The 17,869-nt window shown below is 66.5% G+C and carries 22 protein-coding genes; 15 read left to right on the plus strand and 7 right to left on the minus strand.

Annotated elements, in window-relative coordinates; all coding sequences use genetic code 11:
* Window positions 1-152 precede the first annotated feature (152 nt).
* The 5 genes from RCP37_RS10930 to RCP37_RS10950 all read left to right on the plus strand — a co-directional run bounded on the left by RCP37_RS10930 (window position 153) and on the right by RCP37_RS10950 (window position 4,473).
* Window positions 153-1,346 (plus strand): AAA family ATPase, encoded by a 1,194-nt coding sequence (locus RCP37_RS10930; protein WP_308486849.1) that lies wholly within the window; start codon window positions 153-155, stop codon window positions 1,344-1,346.
* 596 nt (window positions 1,347-1,942) lie between these two features.
* Entirely contained in the window at window positions 1,943-2,188 is a 246-nt protein-coding gene (locus tag RCP37_RS10935; protein ID WP_308486850.1) for a hypothetical protein, read from the plus strand.
* On the plus strand, window positions 2,185-2,619 hold the full coding sequence (locus RCP37_RS10940) for a flagellar hook-length control protein (protein WP_308486851.1): 435 nt from the start codon (window positions 2,185-2,187) through the stop codon (window positions 2,617-2,619). Before RCP37_RS10935 ends, RCP37_RS10940 begins: the two co-directional genes overlap by 4 nt.
* Window positions 2,603-2,851: a hypothetical protein gene (locus tag RCP37_RS10945; protein ID WP_308486852.1), complete on the plus strand. Its 249-nt coding sequence runs from the start codon at window positions 2,603-2,605 to the stop codon at window positions 2,849-2,851. Before RCP37_RS10940 ends, RCP37_RS10945 begins: the two co-directional genes overlap by 17 nt.
* The gene (locus RCP37_RS10950) at window positions 2,848-4,473 is read left to right on the plus strand and encodes a hypothetical protein (protein ID WP_308486853.1); all 1,626 of its coding nucleotides are present in this window, start codon (window positions 2,848-2,850) and stop codon (window positions 4,471-4,473) included. The genes RCP37_RS10945 and RCP37_RS10950 overlap by 4 nt, the downstream gene beginning before the upstream one ends.
* Window positions 4,474-4,654: 181 nt before the next feature.
* Here RCP37_RS10950 and RCP37_RS10955 read toward each other — a convergent pair whose 3' ends face one another.
* Both RCP37_RS10955 and RCP37_RS10960 read right to left on the minus strand, forming a co-directional pair.
* The gene (locus RCP37_RS10955; RefSeq protein WP_308486854.1) at window positions 4,655-5,383 is read right to left on the minus strand and encodes a recombinase family protein; all 729 of its coding nucleotides are present in this window, start codon (window positions 5,381-5,383) and stop codon (window positions 4,655-4,657) included.
* Window positions 5,380-5,628: a hypothetical protein gene (locus RCP37_RS10960; protein ID WP_308486855.1), complete on the minus strand. Its 249-nt coding sequence runs from the start codon at window positions 5,626-5,628 to the stop codon at window positions 5,380-5,382. The genes RCP37_RS10955 and RCP37_RS10960 overlap by 4 nt, the downstream gene beginning before the upstream one ends.
* Window positions 5,629-5,796: 168 nt before the next feature.
* On the opposite strand from RCP37_RS10960, the gene RCP37_RS10965 reads away from it, so the two are divergent.
* Genes RCP37_RS10965 through RCP37_RS10985 form a run of 5 tightly spaced genes read left to right on the plus strand, consistent with a single transcriptional unit; the run spans window position 5,797 to window position 8,345 of the window.
* Window positions 5,797-6,039, plus strand: coding sequence for a hypothetical protein (locus tag RCP37_RS10965; protein WP_308486856.1), 243 nt, complete (start codon window positions 5,797-5,799; stop codon window positions 6,037-6,039).
* Window positions 6,036-6,737, plus strand: a complete 702-nt coding sequence (locus RCP37_RS10970) for a hypothetical protein (protein ID WP_308486857.1) — start codon at window positions 6,036-6,038, stop codon at window positions 6,735-6,737. The genes RCP37_RS10965 and RCP37_RS10970 overlap by 4 nt, the downstream gene beginning before the upstream one ends.
* The gene (locus RCP37_RS10975; RefSeq protein ID WP_308486858.1) at window positions 6,734-7,555 is read left to right on the plus strand and encodes a hypothetical protein; all 822 of its coding nucleotides are present in this window, start codon (window positions 6,734-6,736) and stop codon (window positions 7,553-7,555) included. Before RCP37_RS10970 ends, RCP37_RS10975 begins: the two co-directional genes overlap by 4 nt.
* A 5-nt stretch (window positions 7,556-7,560) precedes the next feature.
* Entirely contained in the window at window positions 7,561-7,839 is a 279-nt protein-coding gene (locus RCP37_RS10980; protein ID WP_308486859.1) for a hypothetical protein, read from the plus strand.
* Window positions 7,836-8,345 carry a hypothetical protein gene (locus RCP37_RS10985; RefSeq protein WP_308486860.1) on the plus strand — a complete coding sequence of 170 codons (510 nt, stop codon included), beginning with the start codon at window positions 7,836-7,838 and terminating at the stop codon, window positions 8,343-8,345. The genes RCP37_RS10980 and RCP37_RS10985 overlap by 4 nt, the downstream gene beginning before the upstream one ends.
* An 815-nt stretch (window positions 8,346-9,160) precedes the next feature.
* Here the strand turns inward: RCP37_RS10985 and RCP37_RS10990 are convergent.
* Together RCP37_RS10990 and RCP37_RS22230 are read right to left on the minus strand one after the other, a co-directional pair.
* Complete coding sequence (locus RCP37_RS10990) at window positions 9,161-9,574, minus strand: DUF7882 family protein (RefSeq protein WP_308486861.1); 414 nt, start codon at window positions 9,572-9,574, stop codon at window positions 9,161-9,163.
* 499 nt (window positions 9,575-10,073) lie between these two features.
* Complete coding sequence (locus tag RCP37_RS22230; RefSeq protein WP_465270687.1) at window positions 10,074-10,409, minus strand: CDGP domain-containing protein; 336 nt, start codon at window positions 10,407-10,409, stop codon at window positions 10,074-10,076.
* Between the two features lie 161 nt (window positions 10,410-10,570).
* Between RCP37_RS22230 and RCP37_RS10995 the strand changes: the two genes are divergently transcribed.
* Complete coding sequence (locus tag RCP37_RS10995) at window positions 10,571-11,134, plus strand: hypothetical protein (RefSeq protein ID WP_308486862.1); 564 nt, start codon at window positions 10,571-10,573, stop codon at window positions 11,132-11,134.
* A 6-nt stretch (window positions 11,135-11,140) separates the two neighbouring features.
* Here RCP37_RS10995 and RCP37_RS11000 read toward each other — a convergent pair whose 3' ends face one another.
* Window positions 11,141-11,467: a YnfA family protein gene (locus tag RCP37_RS11000; protein ID WP_308486863.1), complete on the minus strand. Its 327-nt coding sequence runs from the start codon at window positions 11,465-11,467 to the stop codon at window positions 11,141-11,143.
* 77 nt (window positions 11,468-11,544) lie between these two features.
* Between RCP37_RS11000 and RCP37_RS11005 the strand changes: the two genes are divergently transcribed.
* From RCP37_RS11005 to RCP37_RS11020, 4 genes are all read left to right on the plus strand, one after another.
* Window positions 11,545-12,855 (plus strand): adenylate/guanylate cyclase domain-containing protein, encoded by a 1,311-nt coding sequence (locus RCP37_RS11005; RefSeq protein WP_308486864.1) that lies wholly within the window; start codon window positions 11,545-11,547, stop codon window positions 12,853-12,855.
* A gap of 74 nt (window positions 12,856-12,929) precedes the next feature.
* Entirely contained in the window at window positions 12,930-14,183 is a 1,254-nt protein-coding gene (locus RCP37_RS11010) for an alpha/beta hydrolase (RefSeq protein ID WP_308486865.1), read from the plus strand.
* A gap of 30 nt (window positions 14,184-14,213) precedes the next feature.
* Window positions 14,214-14,822 (plus strand): HdeD family acid-resistance protein, encoded by a 609-nt coding sequence (locus tag RCP37_RS11015; protein WP_373693149.1) that lies wholly within the window; start codon window positions 14,214-14,216, stop codon window positions 14,820-14,822.
* 100 nt (window positions 14,823-14,922) lie between these two features.
* The gene (locus RCP37_RS11020; RefSeq protein WP_308486867.1) at window positions 14,923-15,483 is read left to right on the plus strand and encodes a DUF4190 domain-containing protein; all 561 of its coding nucleotides are present in this window, start codon (window positions 14,923-14,925) and stop codon (window positions 15,481-15,483) included.
* Window positions 15,484-15,534: 51 nt separating this feature from the next.
* On the opposite strand, the gene RCP37_RS11025 is transcribed toward RCP37_RS11020, so the two are convergent.
* Together RCP37_RS11025 and pyk are read right to left on the minus strand one after the other, a co-directional pair.
* Window positions 15,535-16,413: an acyl-CoA thioesterase II gene (locus tag RCP37_RS11025; RefSeq protein ID WP_308486868.1), complete on the minus strand. Its 879-nt coding sequence runs from the start codon at window positions 16,411-16,413 to the stop codon at window positions 15,535-15,537.
* Window positions 16,413-17,831: a pyruvate kinase gene (gene pyk / locus RCP37_RS11030; RefSeq protein ID WP_308486869.1), complete on the minus strand. Its 1,419-nt coding sequence runs from the start codon at window positions 17,829-17,831 to the stop codon at window positions 16,413-16,415. Before pyk ends, RCP37_RS11025 begins: the two co-directional genes overlap by 1 nt.
* Between the last annotated feature and the right edge of the window lie 38 nt (window positions 17,832-17,869).

A 17,869-nucleotide genomic window follows, 5' to 3' on the forward strand; every position in this document is an offset into this window, starting at 1 on the left:
CAGCAACCGCCGCAGCGACCGCGGACCGGCTGACGCGCTGGAAGTACCACCAGTTCGCGCTCGACACTCTGCCGCGCGGGCAGACATGGGCACGCGATCTACATTGGCGAATCGGATGCCGGAACGCAGAGCGCGATCGCCGGTATCCCCCAGTGCTGCGCGTCACCGGCGCGGAAGTAATCAAAGCCGGCGCTTCCGACGCGCAGATTGAGGCACTGCGCAGGTTGGAACCTACTGAGATCGGTGCCATTCGGGAGCGCGAAGCCACGGAACACGAAGCCGAACGGCAGCGCATCCGCGAGGGTGCCCGCAGAATCAACGCGGCCCGCGATTGTGCGGTCGCGCCGCCCGCGCCGGTCAGCCTCGCCGACCTGCTGGGACAGCCCGACGACGAACAGACCTACCGGATTGCGGACCTGTGGCCCACGGCCGGCCGCGTGTTGCTGGCAGCGCCGTACAAGGCAGGTAAGTCGACCTTGGTCGGCAATGTCGTTCGCGCCCTGGTCGACGGCGGCCAGTTCCTTGACCGGTTCAACGTCACTACGGTGCGCAAGGTCGCGCTCATCGACACTGAGCTCGACACGGGGATGTTGCGCCGCTGGCTACGCGACCAGGGCATCCAAAACACCGGGGCGGTCTCGGTTGTCCCGCTGCGCGGTGCGTTGTCGACATTCGACCTCACCGATCCAACAACCCGGTCACATTGGGCGCGTCAGCTCGCCGGGGCCGACGTTGTGATCCTCGATTGTTTGCGGCCCGTGCTGGACTCCCTCGGGCTGTCCGAGGACAAAGACGCCGGCCGGCTACTGGTGGCCTTCGATGCGCTGCTCGCCGAAATCGGCGCTACCGAGGGCCTGGTGGTCACCCACATGGGTCACCAGAACGAGCGCGCCCGCGGCGACTCGCGGTTGCTCGACTGGCCTGATGCGCTGTGGAAGATCGTCCGCGGCGACGACGCCGACGACGGCACCCGCCGGTCGTATTTCTCCGCGTTGGGTCGTGATGTCGACGTGGCCGAGGGTCTGCTGGACTACGACGCCGCAACACGGCGGCAGACCTATTCGGGTGGCAGCCGCAAGGATTCCACCGCCCTAGCGGCCATGCCTGAGCTGATGGACCTAGTGCGGCGCGAACCGGGCACGCTGTCGAAGAACGCAGCCGTTAAACGTCTGATGGAGGGCCAGCGCATCTCGCAGAAGGCAGCACGGGCAACCATTGACAAGGCGATCAGCGACGGCGCGATCATCGCCACGCCCGGCCCGCGCAATTCCTTGCTTCTTGCGCCAGCACCCGGTGATCCTTTCGACCTACCCGGCCCACCAAGCCGAACCGATGGGGTCGAATGATGGCTAGTTCGTCAGTTCGTCACAGTTCGTCAGAACTAACTGACGAGGTGCCCTCATTTGAGTTCGTCAGTTCGTCTATAGGTGACGAACTGAACTCAAAGGTGCGAACTGGCGGGGTGAGCGAGCGCGGCAGCGTGACGAACTCCAACGGTGACGAGCTGGAATCCCCGACCGCTGCGGTGCCGGTGATCCCGTCGAGGGGCGGACAAGCTGCCAGGTGGGGCGGTGTGGCTGCGAAACCGGTGCCGCATCCCGCGAGGTCTGGCAAGTGCACCCCTTGTTACCAGAATGCACACCATGGCCTGCCGAAATACACTGAACTGCAACAGGGTTAATACGTCAATCGTCGTCGGATCACGCTGTTCAGCAAGGGGTTTCGCGTGGCACCGGTGATGCCGCACCGGGACAGCCGAGCCCGGGCGGAGGCTGCGCTACAGCTGCGGGCCAAGCGTCTAACCTGGCAGGAAATTGCCGATGAGCTGGGGTTTCGGTCTCGGCACGGTGCGAGGTCAAGCGTTGAACGGTTGCTCGGGCGGCGTTCGGCTAACCCTCTGACCAGGGTCGTCGACCGGGAAGCCAGCGCTGAATCGCTGCGGATGCAGGAACAGGCACTACAGCCGCTGCTGGACTCGGCAGTCAGTCGCCACGACGCCGAGGTGGCGGTGAGCCTGTCCCGGGAGCTGCGTGCTCTGGTATCCGACCGAGCGAAGCTGACCGGGATCAGCGCCCCGCAACAGGTCGACGTGAACGTCGCCGTCTCGTCGAGCGCGATCCTCGCTGACGCCAAGCGTCGACTGCTCGCCATCGACAACGTGATCGAAGCGGAGGTGATCGAAGCATGACGGCAGTGACCAAGCGGGATGCCGTGTTGGCAGCGGTCGGGCTGGCCGAGGACATCAACGCGGGCAAGATCGCCCCGGATGAGTTGGGCCGCGCTGCCGCCGAGGAGTGCCGCGAGCTGTTCGGCGTTGTGGTCGGCCCCGATGATCCGCTCTGGCCGCTGCACGTCGACATTGCCCGCCAGGTGCTCGCGCTCAATGGTGTGCCCGCCGGCGAGCTGGCCGAGTGGGCATCGGTGGCCCGCTTGCGGGCTGAGCGCGTCGCAGCGGCACTAGAACCGCCGCCCCCATCCGCTGACCCCGGCGGGTCGGGATCGCCGGACAGCGAGCTACACGGCCCCGAAATCGGGCCGAACCACCTTGCCGCACAGGACAATGCAGACCCCGATAGGCATTCTGATAAATCAGGAGACAACCGTGACAGACCCAAGTAGCACGCCGAGCACACCGGCCATGATTGCCGACCTCGAACAGCTCGACGCCGAGATTCTGGCCGCCATTGCGGGCCAAGGTGGTGGGCCGGTCGCGTGGGCTGAGATTCGGGCGAGCCTGCCACGGCGCTATCGACCGTGGCAGGTCATTAGAGCGCTGTGCCGGTTGCGCGCGGAGGGCAAGATCGACGCCGACAAGTACGGCGGCGCCACTCTCGTCGTCCTCGCCCCGTGAGTACCGCCGCTATCCGCACGCTGGCTGCTGCCCGTGTAGTCCAGGCGGTGCGAGATAGGCGGCGACCTGCGAACCCGGCTGAGCTGGGCAAGCGGATCGTTCCCGGCTACCGGATCACCCCGGCCGTTGCGATCATCAGCGCCGCGCTGGCCGACGCGATCGACCGCCCCGACCAGCGTGTCATCGTCACCATCCCGCCACGGGAATCGAAGTCGACCACGGTGGCCGTGGTCGGTACTGCGTTCGCGCTGTCCCGCAACGCCGATGAGCGGATCATCCTGGCGAGCTATGCCGACAGCCTTGCGTGGGAGCACAGCCGTTCGGCGCGGGCGCTGATCGCAGAGCACACCGACCTACTCGGCGTCGAACTGTCGGCAGATAAGACATCCGCCGGCAGGTGGACAGTGGACGGACACGACGGCGGGCTGTTGGCGGTGGGCATCGGTTCGGGCATCACCGGATTCGGCGCCGGGCTGCTGCTGGTCGATGACCCGCACAAGAACGCGCAAGACGCCGACAGCGCCGCCAGCCGTGCCCGCGTGGTGGCTGAGTTCCGGTCAACGCTGCTGACCCGTGTCCATCCCGGCGGCAGCGTTGTGATTATCGGCACCAGATGGCACGAAGACGACCTGATCGGGCAACTACTCCACGACGAACCCGACCGCTGGACCCATATCAACATTCCCGCCGTGGCCGAGGACGGCATACCCGACGTACTGGGCCGACCGGCTGGTGTCGCGATGACCTCGGCGTTGGGCCGCACCGCCGAACAGTTCGACGACCTGCGTCGCTCGGTGGGGTCGCGATCCTGGTACGCCCTTTTCCAGGGTGTCCCGTCATCGCCCGAGGGCGGGCTAGTCAAACGGGAATGGCTTGAGCAGTGGCGACTGCCGGCCGCACCACAGCACCCGGTCAAGATCGTGGTGGCTGTCGACCCCGCCGACAGCGGCGAGCGGGACGCCGCCGGGGTCGTCGCGGCCTGCCTCACGGCTGACGGCCAGGTCGCGATGATCGCCGACGTATCCGCTCACATGACCTCGGAACAGTGGGCCAGGGCAGCGGTCGATCTGGCGGTCGACGTGGGTGCATCCGAGATTGCGGTTGAAGCGTTCAGTTCGGGCACGACCTACGTTCGCGTGGTGCGGGAAGCACTAAGTCGGGCGCAGGTCGACCGATTCATCAGAGTCAGCGGGTGGCCGCCGAAGGGCAGCCCGCGCCGAGGTGATGCGGTCGCCCGGTCGTCAGCCCTGCTGCAAGCACTGGAGGTCGGCACCTGTCGATTGGCCGGCCAGTTCCCCGAGTTCGAGGACAAGGCGGTGCACTGGCAGGCCAGCCAACACCAGCCCGACAGCCTGGCCGCGCTGGTAATTGCTCACGACCTATTGGCGCCCATCGCCGGCCAGCTCATCACGTTCGCCCCGCCCGTTGAGCGCGGCGAGAACCGGCCGCCGCCGGAATGGATGACCCGCAAGGTAGGTGGCACCGATCGCTCGCTAGTTCCGGGCCTCACGGGCGATCGAAAGCCCGCCGGCCAGAACAGCCGCCCACAGCTCGCGCGCTCCGTGCGCGGCGGTGGCTACGACCCAATGGCCTATACGCGACCGACCCGCCGCACCTGGTGATGCGACGGGTCAGTTGATTGGGTGCGTCATAGCCCAGGGATGCAGGCCATCATCAGGGTTATCGGCCCCCGAATCCGCCGCCGCCGTGGGCGAGGGCGGCCGCTCGACGGGTGCGAATGTCGGCCGGTGGCGGCACCGAACAGAACCCACGCGAACATCGCGGCGAGGATGACCCAGAGCATCATGCGACCGCCTCGGCCTCAGCCAGCTCGGCGCGTTCGGCGCGCAGTCGTTCGGCGTCCTGCCCGTGAATGACGGCCCGGATCGTGCTCGGGTACCACCTGGCGCCGCCGCGCGCAGTCGGTACGCCCTCGGTGTTGAGTCCTGCAGCAAGGGCGGTGAGCGATTCACCGCGTGCACGCCCGTCGATGATGCGGGCAACGACGGCCAGCGGGACCGAAGACGGACCCCCAAGCCTCACGCCTTGGGCACGTTTGACTGCTAGCGCTGCCTTGGTCCGGTCGGAGATCAACGCGCGTTCGAGTTCGGCCACGCTGCCCATGATCTGCGTCTGAAACCGGCCGGCCGCGCTACTGGTGTCGATCGTGCCGTCGACCGAGACGACGGCACCGCCCGCGGCCTCGACGCGGTCGATCACTTCGAGCAAGGTCCGCAGACCACGGGCCACCCGGTCAGTCTTGGCCACCATCAACACTGCGGCTTCGGCGTCCTCGATGGCCTCGATAGCAGCGGCAAGGCCGGGGCGGCACTCCACACCCTTACCACCGCTGACCCCCTCATCGGCATACCAGCCGATCACTTGCCATCCGCGGCGGTCAGCCTCAGCGGCGATGGCTGCGCGCTGCGCCTCCAGACCGGCCCCGCTGGCGACCTGTTCATCGGTGCTGACTCGGGTGTAGGCGATGACCGAACCGACCGGGGCGGTGCGACGGCGACGCGGGGCGGTCATCGGGCGGCCTCGATGTCGTCGTGGTGAGCCACCGCGGCGCCCGCCCGTCGAGCCGCGACCTTGACGGCCTGATCGACCGTGGCGCACCGCGCAACTGAATAGGTGGTGTCACTGCGCCAGACCTCCCACGGATCGCATGACCGGTGGCAGGTGATCAGGTACGTGCCGCGCGGCCCATCGACCGCGTACTGTGTGCGGCCCATCGGGTCGACGTAGGCACGGGCGGGGGCCGGCGGGGCTGACAAGGTACGAACGTTCTCTGTAAACATGCCCTCATCATCCCGTCCCCGATCGTTCGATGCACGCGAAACCAGTTGGAGCCCAACCTATCCCGTACTCACCAAAAATTTCCGGCTCGAATGGCCGCATCGCTGCCCGACTGCTTTGCACCCTGGCGGAATACCGTGCCGCCCATGAGCTCACCGACCACCGTTGAACCCTCGCTGCGCCCGCCGTCTAGCTGGAAATCCCGCCGGGCTGCCCTGCTCTCCCACGGCGCTGCGCTCGATGACTCCGAGATTCGGGAGTGCGACCAGGCACTTGCCTACTGGCGCTGCCGGCGGGTCATCGACGCCGAGCGCGGCCAGCTCCACCCTGACCACATCCCGGCCCTTGCCGACATGCTGCGCCACGCGCACCCGGCGGTGTCGGCATGAACCTGGCCGCCCTCACCCGCCGCCGCCCGGCGCAGTCCGCGACCGAATCCCCGGCATCGGGAGCACCTTCGCCGGCCCCGTCACAAGATGAGCAGCGCCGGCGCCGCCGGGCCTGGCTTCGCGTCCACTACTCGGGCACCTTCGATCTCAGTGCCGAGGTCGCCGCCATCGTCATACCGCTGGCCGATGAGATGACTGCGCTCCCCCGGCCGGTGGCGATGCGTTTCGAGGTCGACGAGATTGCGGACACGGTGCACGAGCTGCTTTCAGCGGTGGTCGGAATGCTTGCCGAATCTCGCCAGCTCGACAAGGCCGCCCATGCCCGCACCGCACAGGCCGCGCGCGACCTGGCCCAACGCCCACGCGAGCCGCAGATCAACGACAAAATGCTCATCGCCGGCACCTGGGCGGCGCTGCTGATCGACCACGTTTCGCCGCACGCTGACGATTTCGCCGCCTACTTGGGCCGTGCGGTGCCACCGAAAGATCCGCGCCTTACCGGGCCATCGGCCAGCGAGCGGCTGGAGTCCGCACTTCGGGTGCTCGACTCTGCCGCTCTGGACCTGCAGCGACGACTCCCGAAAGTCGCTGCTCGCCAGGCACTGCCAAGCATCGAGGACGTGAACGCCGCCAACAAAGCGCGCCGCGAGACTGCCCGCGCCGAAAAGACCCTGACCAAGATGAGAGTCGCCCAATGACCGCGAGCACCGGATTCCGTCCTATCGAGTTCGAGGCACCGCTGGCCGAGCCCGCGCCGGGTGGGCTGGAAGCCGCGACCCGCTGGGCAGAGTCGGGAGCCGACGAGGCCGCCCGCTGGCTACCCGCCGGAGTCCAGTTCGAGCAGCGCACCCACCGCGAGCCCGGCTCGTTCGGCGTCTGGGGTGCCGACTGGTGTGCCGACCCCGACGACCTCACTGCCAACGATGTGAAGACCGGGCCACCGTCCTCCGACGACAACCCCGACCCGTTCGTCGCCATGACCGTTTGGGCATTCGACCGCCTGCAGCAATGCGGCAACTTGAGCGAGTTCGACCGCGCGCGAGCCATCGAGCGGGCGCGGCAGACGTTCGCGATTCGGGCGCCGATCGCCGTTGAAACCGAATTCGCCACCCGGCTGCTGACCGATACCGCCACACCGACCGACGTGGCCGACATCGTGACAGCAGTGGGTCACCTCGATCAGGCACTCTCGACAATCGGAACTGTCGGACTCATCCATGCTCGCGTGGGCCTGTTGGCGGTGGCGGTAGATCGCCGAATGGCTGTGCCCGAGCCCACCGACCCCGGCGTGCTACGCACACCGGCCGGGCACCGGTGGGTGTTCGGCGCCGGCTACGCGACGCCACTCGGTGACACCCTGATTGCCACCAGTCAGACCTACGGCTGGCGCGACCCGGTGCAGGTCCGCACCGCTACCAGGCTGGCCGAGACCCAATTCATCGCCATCGCCGAGCGTTCGGTGGTCGTGGGCTACGAGGCCAGCATCGGCGCCGCCACGATTGGAACCACCCCGTGACCGCGGTGGCCGAGCCACCCGCCGGAACCTGCTGGGACTGCGATGGGCCGTGCCTGAGTTGCAAGGGCAGCGAGCACGGCTGGCGCTGCCGTACCTGCTGCGAGGCGTATCTCGATACCGGTGCAGCCAAGGCCGCGGCTGCCGACGCTCGCATCCGGGCCAAGCAATTCGCCAAGTTCAGCGAGGACGGGCGGCGCGGTGGCGGTGGACTGGCTTCGGGCCGCACCGTCACCGCGTCAAGTGACGCCACCACTATGACGACGAGTACCAGGAACCGACGATGACCTACCGACCTCCCCTCCAGTTCTCCGATGCCGACTTCCAACGCTGCTACGCCTCTGTCCACGAAGCGGGCCATGCGGTCGCCGCGGTGCTGCTCGGCGGCACTGTGCACCTAGCCACAGTGGACGGTCAGCCCCGCACCGAGTACGACGTGCTACCCGATGGTGCCCGCGCCGCCGTCGCCTACGCGGGGCCCTGGGCCGAGGCCCGATTCAAGGCCAGGGGCCGGCCCGGCTTCGCCGACGTTGAACGGGAGCTGCGCGCCAACCCATCCGACGATAAGACGCTGTGTGCAGCAGGCGGGCCAGCGGCGACCGGCGGTGTCACCACCCTGTTGGAGCGGCATTTGTCGGCGGTGAAGGCAGTGACCACCGCATTGTTCATCGACGGCACGATCGGCCACGCCGCCGTGTGCACGGCCCTGGGCCTGTCCGACGGAGGCGGCCCGGGCAGCTTCGAGCTGGCGAACATGCGCGCTGGACTTCGTGGGGCGCCGACAGCTACCTAGTCACCGGTATTCGGCGGGATTGGACACAGCTCCGACAAATCCCCGGAACCGTCGACCAATTGTGGCCAGCGTTCCGCTATGACCTCTGCGCGAGTCGCATACCCGACCGAGAACGTTCCCGCCTCGTTTCGACGCTCACCGACGTATACGCCAATCACCCGCCACGGATCACGCCGGAGGGATACTGGCGCTCCAGAGCAACAAGAACCCGCGGGGTTGCTCAGTTCGTAGAAATTGCGCCCCGGGACGGCGTTGATAGGAATTTCGGCAGTGATTCGCCGCCGGACGTGGCCAGCTGAGTACACCAGCGGCACGTTTAAGTCCTTCCGTCCCTCAACAAATAGATCATGGCGCACTTCGTCGGGATAACCCCACAGTGAGTACTCGGCCGATGCGGTGTGGTGGGCAGCGGTGATCTCATAGGGCGACGCATAGTCCCCCGGGGCCAAACGGAACAGTGCTACGTCCTCGGTGGGATGCGGCTCTACCGCCAAGATTGGGGCGCTTCGTAGGCTCGTCTGGTCATCGCTGAAGATTGCCACGAGCGGCGCCCGCCATTCCGTGGCTGGGACTGGACCCCACGGGTCGGGAATCGGCGCGCGGGTAGTCAGAGCCAATGCGACATGCCTAGCTGTAATACCTAGCCCGTCTCCCCCAGCTATCAGGAAGCCAGTCCCCTCAACGGATTCGGCCCGTAATGTGTGCTGACCATTGACATCGAAGACGCCGATCATTAGTGGTAAGACGTAGTCGGCAACTAGGGGAGAATTCATCCGTGTATGAATCGTATTCATCGTCAGCGATTCTGCCGCCTGCTAGCCCTCGGCGACGTTGGTCTCGCGATGGTTTGATTTGGCTGGGGGCTCGTCTGGGATGCCCTCCAGAAACGGGAAAGGTCTGCCCGCCTCGTCTGAAAAGCCAATGACGACGCCGATTGCCCGGTCCATGGCGGCAAGCAACGTGTCGACGAATCCCTGATCAATGACGACCGGCCCAGGTGACTCTCCGGTGTCGTCCTGCGTCTCGTAGGAGAACGACAACGGGATGGCGGGGTGAATCCAGTATGAGGAACACCGTGGTTCGCCGTCGTTGCTGACACCGGACAGTGACAAAAAGTACCCGCGCCCATCAGCGAACCGTCGATTCGTCGCTGCCTGCAGGTGGGCTAGCAAGCTGTTGCCCGGGCAGCTAAGTGGTACTTGATTCGCCCCATAAAACACGACGCCCATGCCATCCTCGATCTGTCGTCCGCGGACTGGGCGGGGCCGACGCCACCGCCCGTTTGCCTGGCCGATCCTAGGGCGCAGCTACCGCTGATCCGAACATTTGTTCGGCGTGTCTCGCGCGGCTTGCTCACTCCAGCCAACATGTCGCCCAGACCAAGGGAACGCGCGTTCGGCGTGACTACATATTGACTACATTCTCAGATCGTCGTGGCTAATCCAGATTCATCACGATTCATCTCGAAACTAGCCCTGAACTGCTTTGTTGCGGATCATCCGCAGGTTGCAGCAACGGCGATTTAGAGTTCGAATCTCACCGAGGGCACCACGAATAGCACCAACATTCCTGCAGCTCATGAGGTTCGAGCGCCATCGCCGCCGACCTATAGCCGATTATCGTCTGGACAGTCTTGGCGTTCGCGCTGGTGGGAGGCCGACGACGCCGCCGTGTGCCGGAGGTCGTGCGGAATGATCCGCGGAAACAGCGGCGTGACCGGATTCTCGGTCAGCCGTCGATGTGCCCGGGTTGGCCAAACGGAATGCTGTCCGCGTCAATCGTGACGCATTTGCCAGTTTCCGGGACGTAGCCACCGATGCCGCCCTGGCCATTTGAAAATGAAAAGGAAGAGGTGCGCCAGCAGCGCCGCCAGGTGCCATCAGGCCGAATCGGCTCGTCACACCATTGAGTAGTGCCGAAAGCGTCCGATTGGCAACGCGTAGCTGGGTCGCCGGCGATACCGGGATCGGCTGAGGCTGCCGGCACTCCAACCACCGAATAGGCCACCGTGGCGGCTCCTACCAACACCATCCGCATCCATCCCACGAGCAGCACCCTATTCATCGCGGCCGATTTCGGTACTCGAAATCACCATCACGGCACTGGTCCTGCAATTTGCCCGCGAAGCCTAGCCACGGGTCCCGAACGATTCGCCATTGTCGCCCCTACCGACACCGCCGAACCTAGACTCGGGCACGCCGCGACAGGGCAGCCGAGGAGGGCCATTGAGGAAATCCGTGCTGGGTGTGCTGGTAGTGCTCCTGGGCGTGTCAGTCGGCTTTCTGTTGTGGACGTCGAACCACGCGCAGCAAAACAAGCACGTGCCGGCCAAGGCTCGCGGGCAATACGAGGACGCGTCATCGGGCCACGACGGCGGCGTCGGCGGCAACCTCCTGCAACGAGACCCCCTGCAAGAGCTTGCTCGCGAGCCCAGCTACGACGAGTGCGAGTCATGTCATCTGCCGTTTGTGCCGTTTTTCGGGACGCGGGCCGGGTTCAACTGCGAAATCAATTACCGGCGAGGCGAACTGCCCGATGCGGCTTACTGCATGTCGGTGAATCCGCCGCAGCACGTGTCTATGGGCGCCGATGGGGAGTTGTCGATCTGCCGCGACAGCGTCAACTGCTTGTCCAATCCCCCGTTCGATCAACCGATTCTTCCGTTCGGCCAGAGCGCGGGTGCCGGACCGTTCAACTGCCAGTCCGAAGCCACCGGCGTGACGTGCACTGTGGACTCATCGGGCCGCGGCTTCGTGATCTCAAGTGCGGGGATCGAACCCGTCGGCTGAGGCGCGTCAGCGCGGCGAATACATGATCACGCCCACGCCGATCAGACAGATCAGCGCACCCAGGACGTCCGCGCGGTCGGGCCGGAATCCGTCGAACGCCATGCCCCATGCCAGCGAGCCGGCGACGAACACCCCACCGTAGGCGGCCAGGATCCGGCCGAATTGGGCGTCGGGCTGCAAGGTGGCGACGAAGCCGTAGAGCCCCAGAGCGATCACCCCGGCGCCGGCCCACAGCAGGCCGCGGTGCTCCCGCACTCCCTGCCAGACCAGCCAGGCCCCACCGATCTCGGCGATGGCAGCCAACACGAACAGCGCGATGGAACGGATCACCATGAGCGCTGACCCTAGACGCAGGCCCCCGACCTGGTGAAACCGCCGACGGCCCAGTTCAGCGGATTAGGCTGTCGCTTGTGTCCGTCAAGCGGTTCCTCGCGGTGCCGGCCGAGGCTTCCAGTCCCTACCGGCGCACACACTGCATACCGGCCCGCACGCGCCATTACGCGGCGCGGCTGTCGCAGCGGCTGCGGATCCTCAAGTTGTCCGCTGGACTCGCGGCGCTCATCAGCGCGGGCTGGGGAATGCTGGAGATCTGGGTTGACCCGGCCTACTGGTGGATCGGCGCGATCAACCTCGTCGCCGCGGTCGCGCTGGCCCTGACCCCGCTGCTGTATCACTATGGCGAACTCATCGCGCCGCTGACCTTCGTCGCTATCGCCTACTCGACCACCGCGGTCGTCTGCTGGGTGGTGGGCACCGGGTCGGGGATCCAGTTCTATTTCCTGGCCTCGGCATCGATCAGCGTGCTGATTCTGGGCGTGGACCGGATCAAGCTCGCCGCCGTGGTGGCCGGCATCGGTGCCGCGCTCACGATCGCCCTGCAGTTCCTGGTTCCGGCCGACAACCTGCACCAACCGGAATGGCTGCACAACCTGTCCTATGTGCTGGTGGTGGTGTCGGCCTGCTTCATGGTGGTCGCCACGGTCTGGTTCGCGCTGCGCGAGATCTCCCACGCCGAAGCGGCGATGGAGGCCGAGTACGAACGGTCTGAGGCCCTGCTGGCCAACATTTTGCCCACGGCGGTCGCCGACCGACTCAAGAACCCGGCGGTGGACGTGATCGCCGACAGCTACCCCGACGCCTCGGTGCTGTTCGCTGACATCGCCGACTTCACTCGGCGGGCCAGCCAGACCGACCCGGGCCAACTGGTCGGGTTCCTCAATGAGCTCTACAGCGGGCTGGACCGGCTGGTGGATCAACATGGCCTGGAGAAGATCAAGACCAGCGGCGACTCCTACATGGTGGTCAGCGGCGTTCCCGACCCCAGACCCGATCACCTGCATGCGCTGGCACGGCTGGCGCTCGACATCGCCGCCACCGTCGCAGAGCTGCGTGATCCGTTGGGCCGGCCGGTGTCGTTGCGGATCGGCCTGGCCACCGGGCCGGTGGTGGCCGGAGTCGTCGGCAACCGCCGGTTCTTCTACGACGTGTGGGGCGACGCGGTGAACCTGGCCTCCCGGATGGAGTCGACCGGCGCTCAGGATCGCATCCAGGTGCCGCAAGCGGTCCACGAACGCCTCAACGATGACTTCGTGTTCGAGGAGCGCGGCGACGTCGACGTCAAAGGCAAGGGCGTCATGCGGACCTGGTTTCTGGTCAATGCCCGTCCGCCGGCCTCGCACGGTCCGGCGCCGCGATCGCTGTCCGCGACTCCAGCGGGCTGACCGCACAGATCGGGTGGTTCGGCCGGTTTCGGTAGGGTGCCGAAGCAGGTCGTCCCCCAACGCTGAGGAGCGCAATGCGAAGGCTTTTGGCCGTGCTCGGTTCGCTGGCCGGTCTGGCCACCACCATCAACGGGTATCGCCCGCTGACCAAGCGCGGTTATCCGTCGCTGTACGCGTTCGCCTTCGGCCTGTTCGCCTCGGAGCTGCCGTTGCAGCTCATCGCCGGACAATCCACGGCGTTGGCGGCGGTCAGCCGGCGGCTCTCACCGCGGGTTCGGCGGATCAGCTGGCTGCTGTCGGCGCTGTCCTGGCTGGGCCTGTTGGGGCTGAACTATGCCGGGCGGATGGCCAATAAGCGGTTGACCGCGGCGCTGGACGCCGAACTGGGTGCGGGACGACGCACCGAAAGCCGGGACCTGTGGAAGCGGCCGGGCCCGGACGCGGAAATCGCCAAGGCACCCGGCGTGGTCCGCATGATGCGGGTCTACCAGGACTACGCCACCGACTCCGACATCCCCTACGGCGAGTACGGCGGCCGCAACACCCTCGATGTGTGGCGGCATCGCGACCTGCCCCGCGACGGTCGCGCGCCGGTGCTGTTGCAGATCCCCGGCGGCGCCTGGATGGTGGGAAGCAAACGCGGCCAAGCACATCCGCTGATGGCCCACCTGGTCGAGCGCGGTTGGGTGTGTGTGTCGATCAACTACCGGCTGAGCCCGCGTTCCACCTGGCCCGACCACATCATCGACGTCAAACGGGCACTGGCCTGGACCAAAGCCCACATCGCCGATTACGGCGGCGACCCGGATTGGGTCGCGGTGACCGGTGGCTCTGCAGGTGGTCACCTGTGCGCCCTGACTGCGCTGACCGCCAACGATCCGCGTTTCCAGCCGGGTTTCGCCGACGCCGACACCAGCGTGCGGGCGGCGGTGCCGTTCTATGGGATCTACGACTTCACCGGTGAGACCGGATTGCATCCGTTGCTGACCCCGGCTTTGGGGGCCTACGTGTTCAAGCAGAGCCGGCGGCGCTTCCCCGACACCTACCGCGACGCCTCCCCGATGACGTACTTGTCTGCCGACGCGCCACCCTTTTTCGTGCTGCACGGAACCAATGATTCGTTGGTGCCGGTGGAGCAGGGCCGCGCATTTGCCGACCGGCTACGGGAAGTCAGCACGAGCCCGGTGGTCTATGCCGAGTTGCCTTTGGCTCAGCACGCTTTCGACATCTTCGGCTCGCCCCGGGCTGCGCATACAGCGGTCGCCGTCGAGCAGTTCCTCGCCGAGGTCTACGCGCGGCAGACCACGCAGATCATCTCGGGCCGCTGAGGCGGCCAATACCCGGCCGGAACGCCGCATTTGTGCCAGACTTCGGCCATGGAAACATCGGTTTCGAGCCTGCTGCCGAATCTGTGGAAGTCGACACTGGTGTCTGGTGTCATGGCCCTCGTCTTGGGCGTGCTGGTGTTGGTCTGGCCGGGCCGGTCCATCATCGCCGCTGCTGTGCTGTTCGGTGTGTATCTGATCGTCACCGGAATCGCGCAGTTGATCTTCGCTTTCAGCCTGCCCGTCATGTCCGCCGGCGGACGGGTGTTGCTGTTCCTCAGCGGCACCGCGTCGGTGATTCTGGCGGTCCTGTGTTTCCGGCACTTCAACTCCGACGAAGAAGCCCTGGCGGTGTTGCTGCTGGCCATCTGGGTCGCGGTCGGCTTCATCTTCCGCGGGGTGGCGACCGCCGTGGCGGCCATCAGCGACCCGGCGCTGCCGGGCCGGGGTTGGCAGATCTTCATGGGCGTGGTCAGTCTGCTGGCCGGTCTGGTGACACTGGCCTCGCCGTTCGCCTCGCTGTGGGTGCTGGCGGTGGTCGTCGGCAGCTGGCTGATCGTCATCGGAATCGTCGAGATCGTCACCGCGCTCAAGATTCGGAGCGCATCCCACAAAGTCGCTACTGCGCTGTCGGCCGGGTAGCGGCGACAGACGGCCCGCGGCCTGTTTACCCAGTCGCGGGTACCCTTGGGTCCTGACCTGTTTTGACACCTGCCTGAAGCTCTGATCTGGAGTCTGCTCAATGCCCGAGTCCGGCATGCCCTCGCTGTCGCCTGAGTCTCAGCAATCCTGGCCGTCGCCCGGTCCCAGCTATCCCCCGCCGCCGGGCTACGGGTATCCGGCGCCCGGGCAGTACCCCGGCTATCCGCCGCCTGCGGCGCCGCCGGTGCTCAAGAACGGTGCGGGCATCGCGGCCCTGATTGTTGCGATCGCCGGCATCGTGACCGCGTTGTCGGTGATCGGTGGCGTGGGACTGGGCCTGGCGGCCATCGTGCTCGGACTCATCGGTCGCGGCCGGGCCAAGCGCGGGGAAGCCGACAACGGTGGTGTCGCACTCGCCGGGATCGTCTTGGGTGCGCTGGCGGTGATCGCCGGTATCGGCTGCATCTTCGTCTACGTCGGCATTTGGCGGACCGCCGGCGCTGGTGACTACGTGGCGTGCATGAGCAAGGCCGGTTCGGACACCGACGCCCAGCAGCAGTGCACCGAACGATTCCGCGAGCACTTCGAGAACACCTTCGGCAGCGGTGCCGACGCCCCCATGGTGCAGGAGGAATCGGACTCCGCGCTGATGCCGGCCTAGCGGGAACTGCTAGCGCGGCGAAGCCGGGCGAAGCAGGTTCTCGCCATCGGCCTAGCGCTTCGAGCTCGGGAAGTACTTCAGCACGCCTTCTTGCGTGACGGTGGCCAGCACTTGTCCGGATCGATCGAAGAAGTGTCCGGTGCCCAGCCCACGGGAGTCCGCGGCCACCGGTGACGACGTCGCATACAGCACCCAGTCGTCGAACCGGATCGGCCGGTGAAACCACAGTGTGTGGTTGGCGCTGGCCGCGAAGATCCGGTCGAAGCCCCATGACAGACCGTGGGTGGTGATGATCGAGTCGAGCACCGTGGTGTCCGACGAGTAGACCATCATCGCGGTGTGCAGCACCGGGTCCTCGGGGATCACCCCGTCGGCCTTGAGCCAGACCCGGTTGTGGCCCAGTTGGCCGCCCTTGTCGCGCATCACCCAGGCCGGATCGTTGGCGTAGCGCCACTCGACCGGGTGCGGCGCCTTGACGAAGCCCGGGACGACTTCCTCGTAACCGGTGAGCAGCTCGCGCAGCCGCGGCAACGACTCGGGCTCGGCGACCGTGGGCGCCTCGACGCTGTGCTCCAGCCCGCTCCCGGCGGAGAGGTAGGAGACCATCGACGTGGCGATCAAGGTGTCACCCTGCAGCGCGTCGACCCGGCGATTGGCGAACCGGCGTTCGTCGCGCAGCCGGTGCACCCGGAATTCGATGTCGCGGGCCGGATCACCACCGTTGATGAAGTGAACCGACAGCGCACCGGGCGGCAGGTGCTCAGCGACGGTACGGCTGGCGGCGACGAACGACTGGGCCATCAATTGACCGCCGAACGTGCGTATCGGCGTCTTGCTCGGGTGCGTTCCGACGAAGACGTCGTCGTCGACACTCTTGAGATCCAGTACGGCCAGCAGTTCCTCGAGATCCGTGTTCGGCTCGGCCGGCACTAGATGTCGTCCTCCCCGAGACGGTGCACGTGGATCATGTTGGTCGAGCCCTCGGTTCCCGGCGGGGCACCCGCGACGATCACCATCAGATCACCGCGCTCGTAACGCCCCAGATCGAGCAGCGCCTTGTCCACCTGGCGGATCATCCCGTCGGTGGTGTGTGCCTGCGGGACGATGAAAGTCTCGGTCCCCCAGGTCATTGCCAACTGGCTGCGAATCTCGGGCAGCGCGGTGAACGCCAACAACGGCAGCGGGGTGTGCAACCGGGCCAGCCGTCGCACGGTGTCACCCGATTGGGTGAACGCCACCAATGCCTTGGCATCCAGGCGTTCACCGATCTCGCGTGCCGCGAACGAGATCACGCCCCGCTTGGTACGCGGCACGTGCGTCAACGGCGGTGCCGCCGTGGAGTTCTGCTCCACCGCACAGATGATCCGGCTCATGGTGCGCACGGCATCTAGAGCGTGCTTGCCCACCGCGGTCTCCCCCGAAAGCATCACCGCGTCGGCGCCGTCGAGCACCGCGTTGGCCACGTCGGAGGCCTCCGCCCGGGTGGGCCGGAAGTTCTCGATCATCGACTCGAGCATCTGGGTCGCCACGATCACCGGGCGGGCGTTCTCGCGTGCCACCTGGATGACGCGCTTCTGCACCAGCGGCACCTCTTCGAGCGCCAGTTCCACGCCCAGGTCACCGCGAGCCACCATGACCGCATCGAAGGCCAGGACCACGGCCTCGAGGTTCTCGATGGCCTCCGGCTTCTCCATCTTGGCGACCACCGGGACGCGACGGCCGACTCGGTCCATCACCTCGTGCACCAGTTCCACGTCCGACGGCGAGCGCACGAACGACAACGCCACGATGTCGACGCCGAGCTCCAGCGCGAACTCCAGGTCCTCGATGTCCTTCTCCGACAGCGCCGGAGCCGAGACGTTCATGCCGGGCAGCGAAATGCCCTTGTGGTTGCTGACCGGACCGCCCTCGGTGACCGTGCAGACCACGTCGTCACCGTCGATGTGCTCCACCACCAGACCGACCTTGCCGTCGTCGACCAGCACCCGGTCACCCGGAGCTGCATCAGCGGCCAGCTGCTTGTAGGTGGTCGACACCCGGTCGTGGTCCCCGGGGCAGTCGGAGACGGTGATCCGCACCGTCTCGCCGTTGGCCCAGTACACGGGTCCGTCGGCGAAGCGCCCCAACCGGATCTTGGGGCCCTGTAGGTCGGCCAGCACACCGACGGCCCGCCCGGTCGCATCCGAAGCGGCACGCACCCACTCGTAGGACAACTGGTGGTCTTTGTGATCACCGTGGCTGAAGTTCAGGCGAGCCACGTCCATGCCCGCGTCGACTAGGGCCCGGACCATCTCCGCGGAGTGAGTCACAGGGCCAAGAGTGCAGACGATCTTTCCGCGTCTATTCACGGCGCCAGCATAGTCGGACCGGCTGAGCCGGCTCCCTC

Source organism: Mycolicibacter sp. MU0102 (genome assembly GCF_963378105.1).
Classification (GTDB): Bacteria; Actinomycetota; Actinomycetes; order Mycobacteriales; family Mycobacteriaceae; genus Mycobacterium; species Mycobacterium holstebronense.